The sequence below is a fragment of the Actinoplanes sp. NPDC049265 genome (assembly GCF_043197135.1).
Classification (GTDB): Bacteria; Actinomycetota; Actinomycetes; order Mycobacteriales; family Micromonosporaceae; genus Actinoplanes.
Genome location: NZ_JBICSP010000004.1, coordinates 144,046 through 159,248 on the forward strand (window position 1 = coordinate 144,046; position 15,203 = coordinate 159,248).

Here is a 15,203-nt window from a genome sequence, read left to right on the forward strand (position 1 = left end):
GGCAGGTTCTTCTCAGCGGGGAGGCTGAGCAATGACGTGTAGGTGGTGGGGCGCGACGGGTGTCGTCGCGGCCGCGGTGGTGGCTGGGCTCTTCTTCGCGCCGGGTGTCGCCCTGGCCGACCCGCAGACCCGAATCCCCTCGGCGCCCTGCCAGCCCGACGGCGTCGCCCCCGCTGACACCGAGATCGCCGGCCGGCTGCGCCCGCTGATGACCGGCGTACGCCTCGGCTCGTCACTGACCGGCTACAGCGTCTCCTGCGCACGGGCGATCGTCAGCAACGTGCAGAACCGCGGCATGGAACAGCGGGCCGCGGTGATCGCCGTCGCCACCGCGATCACCGAGAGCACGCTGCACAACTACACCACCGCGGTCGACAAGGACAGCCTCGGGTTGTTCCAGCAGCGCCCGTCGCAGGGCTGGGGGCGGCCCGGCCAGCTCGTCGACCCCCGGTTCGCCACCAACGCCTTCCTGTCGTCGATGGTCAGCAAGCATCCGGGTGGCACCTGGCGGGTCGGTGACATCGGCCAGATCTGCCAGCGGGTCCAGCGGTCGGCCTATCCGGGGGCGTACACGCCCGAGGTGCACGACGCCCAGTTGCTGGTGACCACGCTGTGGCCGCACGTGGCGGCCGCGCTGGCCACCGGCAAAGGCACGGCGACGGGTACGCCGTCCCGCAAGGCCGCCCGGGGCCCGTTCCAGCATTCCCTGTTCACGTCGGCGACCAGCCAGGGCCCGGCCGACGCCCGGCACGACTTCCTGCTGGCCGACTGGAACGGCGACCAGCGCCCCGACCTGTTCGTGGTGCAGCGCTCGGGCACAGTCACCGGCGGCACCACCGTCTCGATCTTCGACGGGCGTTCGACGCTGCCGACCGCGGCGATGAACTTCCAGCGGCCGTTGCTGCGGACGGGCACCGTGCTGGGCGCGACCGACGACCGGTACGCGTTCGCGGTGGCCGACTGGAACGCCGACGGCCGCCCCGACCTGATCGTGACCCAGCGCTCGGGCACGGCGAGCGGGCGGACCGAGGTAAATGTGATCGACGGCGCCTCCAGCTTCCAGCGCTACCTGCTGCAAACGGCGACCGTCCTCGCCGCCACCGACAAACGCTACGATTTCGCCGTCGGCGACTGGAACACCGACGGCCGCCTCGACCTGGTGGTGGTCGAGCGGTCGGCCCGGACGAACGTACGCATCATCGACGGCTCCTCCAACTTCCAGCACTTCCTGCTAGAGACGCCGACGGCGCTGGGAGCGGCCGACGACACGTACGCCTTCTCGGTCGCCGACTGGAACACCGACGGCCGCCTCGACCTGGTCGCGGTCCACCGGTCACGCAAGACCGAGCTGCGCGTCCTCAGCGGCGCCACCACCTTCCAGCGTTACCTGCTGCAGTCCGGCACGGCGCTCGGCGCCACCGACGACAAGTACGCGTTCGCCACCACCGACTGGAACGACGACGGCCGCCCCGACCTGCTGGCCGTCCGCAAATCGGGCGCACCGAGCGGCCGCGCCGAGGCCCACGTGCTGGCCGGCTAGTTGTAGTGCCGTGAACCACGAACGTTCACGGTGTTGGTTGACACGCCTTCGGGGCTGGCGGCCGGGCGGCCGGTTCCGGCTGGGCACCCGAGGGACGCCCACATCGGCTGCCCGCGAACTATCACAAGCTGCACGGTGTCCGGCAGTTCCACGGCTGCCTCTCGGTCGTCGATGACCAACTCTGGGGCGTTGTACACCGCCGCAAGAGCGCCGCGAACGCGCCCGCATACGCGGCGAACGCCACCGACGCTGGGGGCCGGCCCGCCACCCGGGCAGCCTGAACCCGGACCCTTCAATCTTCTTATTTACCGCACCGTCGTCGGTGTCTGCACCGCGCGAACCATGCGAATCTCCCGCACGCCGTCCTCGACCTGGGTCGTCCCGTCGGCAATGAAACCATGCTTGCGGTAGAACGTTTGCGCGCGAGGGTTGGGATCGGCAACCCACAGCGCCGCCGACTCTGCAGGGTCCATGACGGCCTGCAACAAAGCGCGTCCAGCATCCGTACCGTGCTCAGCGGCAACTACGTAGAGCAAATACAGCTGCCTTGCCCACTGCGCCGCAACGTCCAGCGGCGGACCCGACATCGCAACCCCGATCAACTGGCCATCCCGCTCGGCCACAGCCATTCGGTTCTCCCGGTATCGCTTATCGGTCAAAGCAGCTGTCCAGAACCGCTCTCGAGCAGCCGAGAAGCCCGGATCATCGAGCACCGCATCCGTCATCAGCCCCCGATATGTCTCCTGCCAGCACCGAACATGCACCCATGCCATCTCGGCGACATCCTCGACTCGGGGCGGACGAACAGCAAATGAGAAGCCCACCATCGAATCGTAGGCGCCACCAAGACACTCACAGAACCGAATATCCATGGCAAGCCGCCCACCCGTCAGCCAAAAGCACTGGGGTCCCAACATCGTGAACGTTCGTGGTCACGGCTCTAGCCTGGCCCGGACCACCCGACCGGGCATCCGATCCGGCGCTACGAACGTGATCGCCCCGGCGAACAGACGCAGGTCGAGTAGCACTGGTTCCCACGGCGACGCAGACTTGCGGCATCGCCGGGCGTGGAGCCGGTCCGCCGGCCGCGGCCCGCAGTCGCACCTCGGCTACAGAAGCCTTGCTCGCGCCGACGGAGCACTCCGACCCGACGAAGGATCGGCCACCCGGTCCGACTCATCCAGAGCGTTGGAATATCCGCACTACCTCGGCTGAATGGCAGCAGTTCACAAGTACTGATCTGCCGCGGTCCGCGAGCGCTGGGATATCGGTCGTCCATGCGCTGCCAGATTCGGACGCTGACGGTCGGACACCGTCGGCCGTCACTGCCGCGAGCTCAGCCCCGCCAGCTCGTGGATCATACGGGCCAGCTCAGCGGCTCGCGGGCCGCGCCGCAACACCGTCTTGAGGTGATCCGGGGCGTTGCTGCCGGCGAACTGCATACTCGCCGGTCCGGCTGCAACTGTGATGCCTACGTAGGCGTGCCGCTGGTCGCTAGTTTCCACCAGCTCGTCGCTGGAGTTCAGCCCCCACGAGTGCTGGCGCCACAGGTCGTCGCCCGAGAGTGCGCAACCCGTGCCGATCCTTGCAATCGTCCCGTCGATCCAGCGTGCGGCGACGTTGCTGTGACAATCGCCAGGCTCTCCCGGCGACAGTTGAACGGGCGAGGTCAGAGCCACCCCTTCGGCAAGAAGAGCCTCAAGGTCCGGCTCCGGTTCACGAGGTGGAACAACAAGGGACCCGCCAACGGACCGCAGCGTCCGGCACCACCTCCGCCAGCGTTCTCCGTACCGCGCATCCACGCCGGCAAAGGCATCGACGCGAGCCCGGTAGTAGGTCAGCAAGCGCTCATATTCACCAGAGGCGAATGCCACAGGCGCAGAATAGCGTCGCATGATCACGCTTTCTCATCGGCCGCCGTCCGTGCGCGACAGAACGCCGAGACCGGTCACGCGGCGTAGCGTCGGCCCGTATCGCCGGCTGCGCGCTCATGCCGATGTGAGTCGCTTTCGCCGCGAGCCGTGATGAGGCGGACTTCGCTCCTTCCCGGTTTCAGCAATTGCCGGCGATGACAGCAATACACGCCGCCCGAAGCCGGCCGGCGGATTCCGGTTGTCAGATCGCTTCTGTAATTTCGGACGGGTCCAGTTCGACGTTTGACGCGGTTCCGGATACACGAAACAGCTTTTCTCCGATACAGGCCGGAGGGGGTTCGCCCTGTGCGGGCGGGCAAGACATTTCCGTTGCCGCCGGATATTGCGAACGTCGCAGGTGAGGTCGCTGGATCCGGCACGGCGACGTCCGGCACTGCGGGTCCAGCCCCAGCAACGCTAGGCGCAGCCGCCGGATCGGTCACGGCGACGTGAGGCGCAGCCGCCGGATCGGTCACGGCGACGTGAGGCGCAGCCGCCGGATCAGTCACGGCAAGGTGGGGCGCGACCGCCGGGTCGGTCACGGGGACGCTGGTTGTGGCCGCCGGATCAGTCACGGCAAGGTGGGGCGCGACCGCCGGGTCGGTCACAGGGACGCTGGTTGTGGCCGCCGGATCAGTCACGGCGGCGGTTGCCACGGTCGGCGCGTCGCCGGCCGCGGCCGATTGCTCCGACGGCCCCATTCCTATCGGCGCCCCGACGTGTGCCTCGGCCGTATGGGTCAGGACCGGCGACCCCACCGCCGCCCGGTGTCGAGCCGGCGGCGCTGGGTCCGGCACCCGCGGCGACCGATCTGCGTCTGCTCCAGACCGCAACCGGCGCAGCTTCGTGGCATGCCTCTGCGACAAGCCCCAGACCCGATGACGAGCATGCGCCCGGCGAAATTCCTCGCCCCCGACAGAATAGCGACGCGACGCAGCCCGATCACGCATGGCGGCCAATCCCGCCGACGTGAACAACTGAAGCTGCCGCATACCAAAAATTGTTCCGCACGCCACCCGAACCATCACACTAAACGATCACCCAGAAAGAGCGACGATTCTCACCACCGCACACAGACTCAGCCGCCACAGGGCCCGCCTTCGTGCAAAGAAGGGCGCCCCTCATCTGGCCGCGATCCACGCCAACGCAACGGGACGATCTTGCGCTGCGAGCCGCACTCTCATGCCGCATAGTGTGCGATCATACTGTGGAGCCGCGCTGTCTTTACGCGCATGCAAATGAGGGACCGTCAACTGCCCGAATTGGGTTTCAGCGCTGCAAGTTCTTCGACCGTCCCGATGGATGGGCGGTGACTGGCGTCGCTGGTGTAGTGGCGAATCGTGGTGGCGAGGTATGCGGTGTCGATGTGTAGGGCACGCACCGGTAGCCGGTGTTGCTGCGGCGGCGCCTCACCGGGCCGGCGCAGGAGAAGCTTCAACGCCGCGGGGTTGCGTTCGCCGGGCACTCGTGGTCCGCTGGGAACGAGGTTGGTCCATGGGATCGAGGTACGGCCCACGAGCCGGTACAGGGTGAGGCCGCAGGGGTCGAGGCTCAGTGACGGCCGGTTCAGCAACAGGATCAGCATGGCTGCCAAAAGGAGCAGCGCTGATACGACGGTGCCGATCGTGGTCACGACGCCGAGGTGGGCGATGCGCATGGCGTTGTGGCCCGGCATTCGCTCGGTGGGGATGGCCGCACCCGCGATCCAGCCCAGCAGGATCGCGCGTGGCCCCGCGCTGGCAGGCGATACGGGCGCGAAGAATCGGCGGTTAGTGGTATCGAGTTGCCACGTGGCCGGTTTGCGTCGGGCAGCCCGAGTCGCCAGCAGATACGCGGCCAAGGGGATGCCGATGCTGGCGGCGAACGCGCCGAGGAAGGCCAGCATTCCGGGTACCATCCCCAACCGCCAGGTGACGGGTTGCCACCACAGCACGCCGCCGAGCCGTAACACGAACGCGAGCACCGCGAACGGCACGGCGATCAGCACGGCAACTCGAGCAGACATTGCCGCAGCCTAGAACGATAAAACCGCAGCTTGATCAGCTCTTCGGGTGGTCATCCGCCGACGCACCGGGATCCCATGCCGCTTTCTACACGTGTCGTTGCCGCTTCCGCCACGCGTTTCAGCGACAAAACCTGCTGCCGCCGACAGCGCACGGCGAACCCAGCAACGCGACTGGGTGAGAGTCGGTCGGCGGCGTCGAGAAACAGTGGGCCAAGAAGCTCCCTGGCCCCAATGACCTCCACGCCAGCAACGTCCATGCATCGAAGTCGGGAACGACTTCAGTCTGCCCAGGCGCTCAACATCGATGTTTTCCCGCCTCGTCCTCCCGTGTCCAACGTTGGCGGGCCGGATCCGACGCACTGATCTGCCGCCGATAAGGCATGCTCGGCAGCGCTGGTAGGTCAGGAACTGACCCGACGCCGCGATGCGGATGTTTGGTACGGGCGCGAGCAGCGGAAACTCCCGGTCGACGCTGCCCGATCGCCCGTCTGTGCAGCACCGGGATTGCAGCCAACCCCCAGATTAAAGGCCCGCAACCCTGGAACCATCGGACTTACGGACCGTGTCAGGCGGTCCGGAGGGTCTTCCTCATCTGCGCTACGCCATGCTGGAACTTTGCACGCCCGCCGACCTCGCGAGGATGCAGATCGCCGGTCGGCCGCGGCCTGGTTCCACCGATTGGGGTTGGCGCTGGCCGCACAAACCGGATCCGGTTCGCCTGCGATCACTGCGCGACCCGACGCGGCGCCACCCGACGCGGTCCCGCGCGGCCCCAGGTCTGGACAACCCACGAAGGTGTCGTCTGCCTGCGGCACCAGCGCTGGCTCGGCACTCGACAGCAGGACGTTCAACCGACCCTTGCTCACTTGCCGGACATCCTCGCCGCCAATCGGCGGCATCGGCGTCTCATCCAGCTTTACGGACGAGAACCGGTCCAAGCCGCTGTTATGGCGGCGGCACCGATCTGCCGGGAGTGGAGCGACCGCTTCAGGGGAGGACAGCCATCTAACGAACGACTGATCGTCTTCCAGAACCAAGGTGATGAGACGCGCTTCATCGACAAAGGGCAGGCAGACGCCGCCCGAGCACTACCAGCCCACCGTTGACCTCCCGAAGCCCCGCCGGGCTTCCCGCTACGCTGGTGCTTCGCCCGCCGACTACGTACGCCGGTCACCTACGCCGACCGAGTCGCCCACCCTCGGCCTTGGGCACCTGCGATTCGAAGCCTTGCTGACGACCGCGCGGCTCTCGCCAACCGCAACGACTTCGCCCTGATCGCGATGCCTACCGAACAGCGGCACGGCCCGCATCAACGGCATTCGAGGGAAGGGGATCGGGCTGAGCCCCACGCTTTCGGAAATGCCGATGAACGCACTGGATCATGACTGTTGCAGGTTTCAACAATGATGCGTCGAGCCGGATCAACGACACTCACTTGCGCCGAGATACTGATGTCGGATATAGGATGAGAAACTGATTACCTCGGGCGGAGGTATTGGATGACCTATTTGGCGCCGATCATGGCACTGGCCGGTGTAATTGTCGGAGGTTGTCTTTCCATCATGATGACGCTTACGGTGGAAAGGAAGAGAGAACACTGGAACCTCGCCCGGGAATGGCGAGAACGCAAGCTGCAGGCCTATGGCACCTATTTGGCCGACGTTAAACGCCTGCGCGATCTGGCGGAGCGTGTGGCCGCATCGGTTGGGCTCGATGATCAGGCTCCGCCTCTGGGGCGCGACGCTGGTCTAGAGCAAATGGCCGAGGCGAACATGGCGCGAAGCGTGTCGTTTGAGACGGTCAATCTCGTTGGCGGCAGACCCGTGGTAGAGGCTGGTCGGCTCCTAAACCGGGCAGTTTGGCGTCTTGAGTGGTTCGCGCGAGGACTTCTGGACGACTCGGACCGTGAGGGCTGGATTCACGCCTTCCGCTCCTATCATGCGGCAATCAATGTATTCACCGAATGCTCGCGCCTTGATGTCGATGTTTCCGGGGAGTTCTCGCCACGGGTCACCGAACCGTCGCCCCGAGTTCAGTATGAGTCAGATCGAGCCGGCAGAGACTCGGCTACGGTCCACCCTGATTGAAATTTCCTGCCGGTCCGGGAGATTCGTCGCTGCGTTCAATGCCTGTGGCTTGCGGTTCGGGTTCAGGAAGAGGCCGAGTGGCTGACGCTTCCCGAGTCTGATGTCCCGGAGCGATTACAGTTCATGGCTTCTCTGCTATAGCAGCTGCCGCTTGGTCTGGGCCGACCGCATAGCCCGCAGAGGCTACGACCACCGTTCCCGAGCGCAGGTAGGCGAGAACAGCGGTTGGGGACCACGATCGCAACTACCCACCGTAAGTGTCGGACCCGACCCGGCTGAACAACGCGGCCAGCCACTGTGGACGGCCCGCGGCTCGAACTGGGTGACTCGTGTCATGAACCACCGCCGCTCCGCGTAGGATTGCTCCGGTAGGCAGGGTCCGGCTGAAACGCGAGCCGGGGGTCCCGCGGTGGCCGAGGGCGGGGAGTGCTCATGCGTGCGGACCTCCACGACGAGTTCGCTGCGGTCAGCAGCTCGCTGGTCACCATGGCCAAGGCCGTCCGGGAAGCGATGCGGCAGGCCGGCGTCGCGCTGCTCACCGCCGATCCCACGCTGGCGACCCAGGTGACCCTGCGCGACGCCGAGATCGATGTGCTGCACCGCGTCGTCGACGACCGGGTCTACGAGCTCGTCGCCCTGCGCCGCCCGGTGGACACCGATCTGCGGATGGCGCTGACCGCGTTCCAGGTCGCCGCCGACCTCGACCGGATGGGTGACCTGGCCGTGCACATCGCCCGGGCCACGCTTCGGCGCTATCCGGCCGCCGCGGCCGCGGCGGAGCTGACCCACCTGTTCCGCAGCATGACGACGGTGGCCGACGAGTTGTCCGGCAAGCTGGTCACGGCCCTGTCCGACCGGGACGCGAAACTGGCCGCCCAGCTCGACGGCGACGACGACGCGATGGACCGGCTGCACCATGAGCTCTTCGCCGCCATGCTGCGCCCGGACTGGCCGTTGGGGGTCGAGGCGGCGGTCGACGGCGCGCTGCTGGGTCGTTACTTCGAGCGGTACGCCGACCACGCCGTCAATATCGGCCGGCACGTCGTGTTCCTCTCCACCGGCACGATGACCGGCTGACCGGCCGTCGGCCAGCCGGTGCCGGAAGGAAGGACCCCCGGCCAGCCGCTGCAGGTGAGACTCCGGCCAGCCGGTGCCGGAAGGGCCGCCGACCAGCCGCCGAAAATGAGACCACCGGCCAGCCGCCGCAAGCAAGACCACCGGCCAGCCGCTACAGGTGAGACTCCGGCCAGCCGGTGCCGGAAGGGCCGCCAGCCAGCCGCCGCAAGCAAGACCACCGGTCAGCCGGTGCAGGTGGGCTGGTATTGAATCTCGGGGATCAGTCTCGCCCACTCGGCGGAGGTGAGGCCCCGGCCGGCCAGGGTGCAACCGAAGGTGGCCGGGTCGGTGCGGAGGCGGCTGAGCTCGGTCAGGTCCCACAGCCCGAGGTAGCCCAGCGAGTTCGCGTCCCGGCCGAGAGCCAGCGTCGTCCCGCCGGGGTTGAAGGCGATCGCGCCCGGCCCCCACAGGTGCGCGCTGGCGACGCGGGAGAGCCGGACCGGCCGGTTGAGCACGGCCACGTCCCACAGCGTCACCCACCGGGAGAACTCGCCGACGGCCAGGGTGGTGCCGTCGGGGCTGAAGAGGAGCTTCGAGACGCCCTCGACGTGGCCGTTCAGGGTGGCGAGGCGTTGCGGGTCGGTGGGGTCGGAGACGTCGAAGAGGATCACCGTCCGGTCCTCGCCGCCGGTGGCCAGGGTGCGGCCGTCCGGTGCGAAGGCCACGGCCATCGTGTCGTCGGCGTGGCCGGACAGGGTCGCGACCTTCACGGGGGTGGCCGGGTTGCTGAGGTCGTAGAGGTGGACGTTCTTGCCCGAGGTGACGGCCAGCCGCCCGCCGTCGGGGCTAAGGGCGAGCCGCGGCGTCCGGCCGATGTCGAGAGCAACGACGGCGAGGCGGCGCACGACGGCGTGGTTGCTCAGGTCCCACAGTTGCAGCTGGTTGTCGCCGGCCATGGCCAGGCGGCGGCCGTCGGCGCTGAGCAGCAGGACCTCGGGGCGGAACTGCAGGGTCATGGACGCGAACGGCGCCGACGCGGCCGGGTTGGTGGTGTCGCGCAGGATGACCCGCCGGCTGTCCTGGTTGCCCGACACCATTGTGCGCACGTCGGAGCTGATCGTCACCAGGTCGGCCGGTTCGCCGTTCTGCAGGGCGATGTCGGCTGTGGGCGCCGGATATCCGCCGGGGCCGGCCGGCACGTTCCAGAACACCGCCCGGCCGTCGCCGCCGGCGGTCACCAGCGTACGGCCGTCCGGTGAGAACGCGTTCAGCAGCAGGCCACGGTCGTGGGCCACCTGGTCGACGCGCCGCTCGGGGGCGGCGAAGTCGTCCAGGCTCCACAGCACCGCGGTTTCCGCCGACTCGACCGTGGCCAGGGTGTGGTTGTCCCGGCTGAAGTCGACCGAGGTGACGCTGACCCGGCCCACCATGGTGGCCAGTTCGTGATGGTCGCCCGCGGTGGTGTCCCAGACCATCGTGGTGCCGTTGACGAAGCCGGCCGCCAGATATCGCCCGTCCAGGCTGTACGCCAGCGACAGGTTGCTCTGGCTGCCGCTGCGGATGGTGTACCACGCCCGCGGGGCGGCCGGATCGTTCATGTCGTACACGGTGATCGTCCCGCTCTGGTCGCCGATCGCCAGCACCGGCTCGGCCGGGTTGAACGCCAGGCCGAACGACGGTGAGAGCGGGTCGATCTGACTGCGCTTGACCGGATCGCGCGGGTCGCTGACGTCCCAGACGACGGCCGAGAGGTACGAAGCGGCGAGGGTCCGCCCGTCCCGGCTGAACGACACGTCCACCGCCGGGTGCCAGCCGTCACCGTTGCCGCGCAGCCGGGACAGCTCCGCCGGCCGTTCGTGGTCGCTGACGTCCCACAGGGTGGCGTAGGCGGCGAGCCCGTCCGGCCCGGGCATGGAGCGGTCGCCGGTGGCCAGGACGCGACCGTTCGGGCTGAACTCGACGGCCGCGTAGTGCCGGTCCCCGGGCAGGTTCGCGGTGTGGACCGGGCGGGCCGGGTCGGACACGTTCCACAGGCCGCCGCCCTCGTCCCAGACCACCGCCAGCGTCTTGCCGTCCCGGGTCAGGGCCAGCCGGGGGAAGCTGCCGCCGGTCTCGATGGTGGCCACCCGGATCGGCTTGGCCGGCACGCCCACGTTCCACAGCGTGATCGCCGGCCCGGTGGCGGCGGTCACGAGCAGGCCGTCCGGGCCGTACTTGGTCTCGAAGACGTCGTCGAGGCCGGTGATCCGCCGGGTGGAGGTGACCAGGCCGGTCACCTCGCGTTTGATCTCGGGCGACGGGTTGATCCGCTGCGCGGCGATGCCCAGTTTGAACGCCGTCCGCGAGTCGTCGCTGACGATGGCCTTGCCCTCGTTGACCAGCCGGCGGCTGATCGCGACGCGCTGCTGACGCTCCGCCTCGGCGGCGGCCTCTTTCGCCTTCTTCTCCTGCTCGCGGGCGATCGCTTCCTGCGCGGCGGCCATCTCCCGGGCCTGGGCGGCCAGCTTCTGCTGCTCCTCGGCGATCGCCCGCTGTTTCGCCGCCTCGGCGCCCGCCTCACCGGCTGCCTTCTCCTGCTCGCGGGCCAGTTGCTCCATCTCCTTGGCCCGTTTCTCCTGAGCGTGCATCGCGGTGGCGGACTCGTCGGCCAGCTTGGCTTGCCGCTCGGCCAGCGCCTGCTGCCGCCGGGCCTGGTCCGCCGCTTTGCCGGCCTTGTCCAGCTGCACCTTGACCTCGCCGGAGGCCTTGTCGGCCAGGGCCTTCTGGGCCTTCGCGGCCTGCTCCTGCCGCACCGCCTCGGCCGCGGCCGACCGGACCCGCGCCTCCTTCTCGTGGACCAGTTCTTCCTGCCGCTGGGCCTCGTCGGCGAACCGGGCGGCGTGCCCGCGCTGGGCCGTCGCCTCCTGCTGCTGGCGGCGGGCCTCGACGGCGGACGCGTTGGCCCGGGCGGCGTTCTGCATCGCGGACAGCCCGGTCGCGGTGGCCAGCAGGGTCAGCACCACCAGTGACGCCGCCGCGGACAGCCGCAGCCGTCGGCCACGCCGGTGCTGGCGTACGTCCTCGCCCTCAAGATCGTCCTTGCTGACCCCGTGCATCGGCGCGGCCAGCTGGGCGATCGCGTCCCGGAAGCGGGAGTGCCGCAGGCTCAGGTGCTGGTCGTCGCGGGCCCAGCGGAGGTCGAGGTACAGCGGTTCCTCGGCGAACACCCCGCGCAGCGCCGGCGGCACCGAGTTGGACTCCGGGTCGAAGTCGCGGGCGGCCGGGTCCCAGCGCCACTCACCGTCGGTGACCACCGGCAGGATGCGTTCCAGGGGCTTGTTGGCCACCCAGTGTTCTATCTCACGGTTCACCCATGGGGACCGGGCCGCCTCCGGGGACGCCATCAGGACGAAGTACTCGGAGTTGTCCAGGGCCTTCTGGATGGAGGTCCACAGCCCCGGGGTGACCGAGAGGCCGGTCTGGTCCCGGAAGATCCACAGGGCGCGGCGCCGGTGCCACGGCTTGGCCAGCCGGTGGAGGCCACGCTGAACGGCCGGCGCGAGCCGCCCGTCGGCCGCGTGGCTGTAGGAGATGAACCCGTTGAACGACACAGCAGCCCCCCGCGAAACAGCATCGGCGTCGATGAATTCTGCACGGCCCCGCCGGTAGAGCCAAACCTTCGGCTCAAGTCCGCGGTCCGGGAACCGATCAGTGGCGGCACGGCGGCCAAACCCCGGGCTGCCGCACCGACACGGAGGACCTCATGCAGCAGACCATCCAGCGGCTCCGCACCAAGAAGGACGACGAGGGCTTCACCCTCATCGAACTGCTGGTCGTTGTGGTGATCATCGGCGTGCTCGTCGCGATCGCCGTACCCGTCTACCTGAACTACCGCAAGGGCGCGGCGGACAAGTCGGCGCAGTCCGACGTGCGGGGCGCGATCAGCGCGGTGGAACAGTTCTACACCAGCAACAACAACACGTACCCCAACACCGCCAGCGGAACCAACGACGGCACGGCCGGCTCGGGTGTCGTCACGCTCACCAACGGCACCGCCAACCAGAACATCACGCTGTCGGACAAGACGCAGCTCGCCTTCATCAACAAGGGCAGCAGCTACCTGCTCTGCGCCAACAACACCGGCGGCAGCGACAAGTGGTACATCTACAACAGCGCGAGCGGCGGCTCGGTCGCCTCGTCGGCCACCGCGCTGAACCTCACCGACTGCACCTGATTCCCGGGGCGCATCCTCGCCCGAGCACGCTGAGCCAGAATTTGGCGCCTTCGCCGCCCGTGCCGGCCCAGAGGCCCAGAACGCGCTGATTGTTACAGGATGTATACGGGCCGGTTACCGACCGGTATCGTACCGACTCAGAGATTGGCAACAGTCGATCTCTGAGTCGGTACGAAGGAGAGTTCGGCGTGCACACCTCCACCCGCCTCCGTCGCTGGATGGCAACCCCCGCCGTCGCCCTGGCCCTGATCATCGGCACGGCCATCGGCGCCGCCCCCGCCCACGCGCTCGCGGTCAACCCGTACGAGCGCGGTCCCGCACCCACCGACGCGATCCTCGAGGCGGCCCGCGGGCCGTTCGCGGTCGCCCAGGTCACCGTCCCCGCCCAGAGCACCTTCGGCGGCGGCGTGGTCTATTACCCCACCGACACCAGCCAGGGCACCTTCGGTGCGGTGGCGATCTCCCCCGGCTTCACCGCCCGCTGGTCCAGCCTCGCCTGGCTCGGGCCGAGGATCGCCTCGCACGGCTTCGTCGTGATCGGCATCGAGACCCTGTCGCCGCTGGACCAACCGGCCGCCCGCGGCCGCCAGCTGCTGGCCGCGCTCGACTACCTGACCGGCAGCAGCACGGTCCGCACCCGGGTCGACGCGTCCCGGCTCGCGGTGGCCGGCCACTCGATGGGCGGCGGGGGCAGCCTCGAGGCCGCGCGCACCCGGCCGTCCCTGCAGGCCGCCGTGCCGCTGGCCCCGTGGCACACGACCAAGTCCTGGAGCACCGTACGGGTACCCACGGCGATCATCGGCGGCGAGGCCGACACCACGGCGCCGCCGGACAGCCACGCGATCCTCTTCTACAACAGCATCCCGGCCGCGACCGAGAAGTCGTACCTGGAACTGAACAACGCCGGCCACTCCTTCCCCAACACCGTCAACACCCCGACCGCCAAGCAGACGGTGTCCTGGCTGAAGCGTTTCGTCGACGACGACACCCGCTACGACCAGTTCCTCTGCCCCGGCCCCTCGGGCAGCGCGATCGAGGAGTACCGCAGCACCTGCCCCCTGGCCTGACCGGGTCCGATCCCCCCGGCGGCACCGCCCCTGCGACCGGGAGGTCCGGCGGTGCCCGCGCGGTCAGGCCGCGACCCGGTAGAGCAGGGCGCCGTGCGGCGGCACCGTGGCCTCGATGTCGCCGCCGGTCGTGGTGGACGTGCCCGCCCAGAGGTCGGTCAGGCGGTGCGGGCCGGGGGACGCGCCGACCGCCTCGGCGGTGGTGCCGATGGTGGCCGTGGTGCCGGTCTCGTTGAACAGCACCACGGCCACGTCGCCGCCGGACAGCGGCCGGGCCAGCACGTGCCGGCCACCGGCGGCCGAGACCTCCCGGGCGACCCGGCCGAGCGGGTCCTGGTCGACGGCGATGACCGCCCGGTTGGTCAGCAGGGCCAGCGTGTCCGGGCCGGCCCGGACCAGGTCGGTGCCGGCGATCAGCGGCGCGCCGAGGGCGGCCCAGAGGGTCAGCTCGGCGCGGTCCTCGACGGCGGTCATCCCGTTGCCGACCTGCAGCATGTCGGGGTCGTTCCAGCCGCCCGGACCGGCCCGGGAATCCAGGCCGACGGTCTGCCGGAAGATCGAGAGCATGCTGGCGTACGTGGGCGAGATGTCACCGGTGGTCCGCCAGAGGTTGCCGTAGCCGGCGCCCCAGCGGGCCACGTCCTCGGTGCCCCAGGCGCACAGGCTGAACACGATCGGCCGGCCGGTGGCCAGCAGGGCGTCGCGCATGGCGGCGTACCGCTCGCGGGCCGGCGCCGCCCGGCCGCCGGGACAGTCGACCTGATCACAGCCCGGCCCGGCGTAGCAGTTGTCGTACTTGAGGTAGTCCACGCCCCAGGCGGCGAACAGCGCGGCGTCGGCCCGCTCGTGCCCGAGACTGCCGGCGAGGCCGCCGCAGGTACGCAGGCCGGCGTCGGCGTAGAGGCCGAGCTTCAGGCCGCGGGCGTGCACGTAGCCGGCCACCGCGGCGATGCCGTGCGGGAAGCGGGCCGGGTCGGGCCGCAGGTTGCCGGCCGCGTCCCGGCCGGCCGCCATCCAGCCGTCGTCGATTGTCACGTACGCGTAGCCGGCGTCGCGCATGCCGTTCGCGACCATCGCGTCGGCGGTCCGCTCGATCAGCGCCTCGGTCACCTCCAGGCCGTACGCGTTGTAGTCGTTCCAGCCCATCGGCGGCGTCGCCGCGAGCCCGTTGTAGGCCCGTGGCAGCGCCCCGGCCACCGGCCGTTCCCCGGCGACGGTGCCGGCCAGCACCAGGGTCAGGATCAGCAACGCCGCTCGGATCCGCACCCGGTCAGCATTCCCGCCGGCCCTGTGCGGAGGCTGTCAGGAGTCTCGGAAGTTTC

At 69.2% G+C, this 15,203-nt stretch carries 10 protein-coding genes; 5 read left to right on the forward strand and 5 right to left on the reverse strand.

Annotated features, from left to right (window positions below):
- The first annotated feature begins 31 nt into the window (after nucleotides 1–31).
- Nucleotides 32–1,540: an FG-GAP repeat domain-containing protein gene (locus ACGFIO_RS12830; RefSeq protein WP_392825784.1), complete on the forward strand. Its 1,509-nt coding sequence runs from the start codon at nucleotides 32–34 to the stop codon at nucleotides 1,538–1,540.
- A 305-nt stretch (nucleotides 1,541–1,845) separates the two neighbouring features.
- On the opposite strand, the gene ACGFIO_RS12835 is transcribed toward ACGFIO_RS12830, so the two are convergent.
- The 3 genes from ACGFIO_RS12835 to ACGFIO_RS12845 form a co-directional block, all read right to left on the reverse strand.
- The gene (locus ACGFIO_RS12835; protein WP_392825786.1) at nucleotides 1,846–2,412 is read right to left on the reverse strand and encodes a GNAT family N-acetyltransferase; all 567 of its coding nucleotides are present in this window, start codon (nucleotides 2,410–2,412) and stop codon (nucleotides 1,846–1,848) included.
- Between the two features lie 450 nt (nucleotides 2,413–2,862).
- On the reverse strand, nucleotides 2,863–3,414 hold the full coding sequence (locus tag ACGFIO_RS12840; protein WP_392825788.1) for a hypothetical protein: 552 nt from the start codon (nucleotides 3,412–3,414) through the stop codon (nucleotides 2,863–2,865).
- A gap of 1,288 nt (nucleotides 3,415–4,702) precedes the next feature.
- Nucleotides 4,703–5,458 carry a hypothetical protein gene (locus ACGFIO_RS12845; RefSeq protein ID WP_392825789.1) on the reverse strand — a complete coding sequence of 252 codons (756 nt, stop codon included), beginning with the start codon at nucleotides 5,456–5,458 and terminating at the stop codon, nucleotides 4,703–4,705.
- A gap of 1,499 nt (nucleotides 5,459–6,957) precedes the next feature.
- On the opposite strand from ACGFIO_RS12845, the gene ACGFIO_RS12850 reads away from it, so the two are divergent.
- Together ACGFIO_RS12850 and phoU are read left to right on the forward strand one after the other, a co-directional pair.
- Complete coding sequence (locus ACGFIO_RS12850) at nucleotides 6,958–7,545, forward strand: hypothetical protein (protein WP_392825792.1); 588 nt, start codon at nucleotides 6,958–6,960, stop codon at nucleotides 7,543–7,545.
- Between the two features lie 432 nt (nucleotides 7,546–7,977).
- Nucleotides 7,978–8,622 (forward strand): phosphate signaling complex protein PhoU, encoded by a 645-nt coding sequence (phoU, locus tag ACGFIO_RS12855; protein WP_392825794.1) that lies wholly within the window; start codon nucleotides 7,978–7,980, stop codon nucleotides 8,620–8,622.
- A 221-nt stretch (nucleotides 8,623–8,843) separates the two neighbouring features.
- Here the strand turns inward: phoU and ACGFIO_RS12860 are convergent, their stop codons facing one another.
- A complete protein-coding gene (locus ACGFIO_RS12860; protein ID WP_392825795.1) occupies nucleotides 8,844–12,191 on the reverse strand; it encodes a TIR domain-containing protein in 3,348 nt (1,115 codons plus the stop codon).
- Nucleotides 12,192–12,343: 152 nt separating this feature from the next.
- On the opposite strand from ACGFIO_RS12860, the gene ACGFIO_RS12865 reads away from it, so the two are divergent.
- Nucleotides 12,344–12,814: a type IV pilin protein gene (locus tag ACGFIO_RS12865; protein ID WP_392825798.1), complete on the forward strand. Its 471-nt coding sequence runs from the start codon at nucleotides 12,344–12,346 to the stop codon at nucleotides 12,812–12,814.
- Between the two features lie 218 nt (nucleotides 12,815–13,032).
- Complete coding sequence (locus tag ACGFIO_RS12870; protein WP_392826414.1) at nucleotides 13,033–13,881, forward strand: alpha/beta hydrolase family protein; 849 nt, start codon at nucleotides 13,033–13,035, stop codon at nucleotides 13,879–13,881.
- Nucleotides 13,882–13,944: 63 nt separating this feature from the next.
- Here the strand turns inward: ACGFIO_RS12870 and ACGFIO_RS12875 are convergent, their stop codons facing one another.
- Nucleotides 13,945–15,147, reverse strand: a complete 1,203-nt coding sequence (locus ACGFIO_RS12875; RefSeq protein ID WP_392825800.1) for a glycoside hydrolase family 27 protein — start codon at nucleotides 15,145–15,147, stop codon at nucleotides 13,945–13,947.
- Between the last annotated feature and the right edge of the window lie 56 nt (nucleotides 15,148–15,203).

What these genes read in the sequence shown, in the direction of transcription:
- ACGFIO_RS12870 (WP_392826414.1), top strand. Translation starts at nt 13,033, where the DNA reads ATGGCAACCCCCGCCGTCGCCCTGGCCCTGATCATCGGCACGGCCATC.
- phoU (WP_392825794.1), top strand. Translation starts at nt 7,978, where the DNA reads ATGCGTGCGGACCTCCACGACGAGTTCGCTGCGGTCAGCAGCTCGCTG.
- ACGFIO_RS12845 (WP_392825789.1), bottom strand. Translation starts at nt 5,458, where the DNA reads ATGTCTGCTCGAGTTGCCGTGCTGATCGCCGTGCCGTTCGCGGTGCTC.
- ACGFIO_RS12835 (WP_392825786.1), bottom strand. Translation starts at nt 2,412, where the DNA reads ATGGATATTCGGTTCTGTGAGTGTCTTGGTGGCGCCTACGATTCGATG.
- ACGFIO_RS12830 (WP_392825784.1), top strand. Translation starts at nt 32, where the DNA reads ATGACGTGTAGGTGGTGGGGCGCGACGGGTGTCGTCGCGGCCGCGGTG.
- ACGFIO_RS12865 (WP_392825798.1), top strand. Translation starts at nt 12,344, where the DNA reads ATGCAGCAGACCATCCAGCGGCTCCGCACCAAGAAGGACGACGAGGGC.
- ACGFIO_RS12850 (WP_392825792.1), top strand. Translation starts at nt 6,958, where the DNA reads ATGACCTATTTGGCGCCGATCATGGCACTGGCCGGTGTAATTGTCGGA.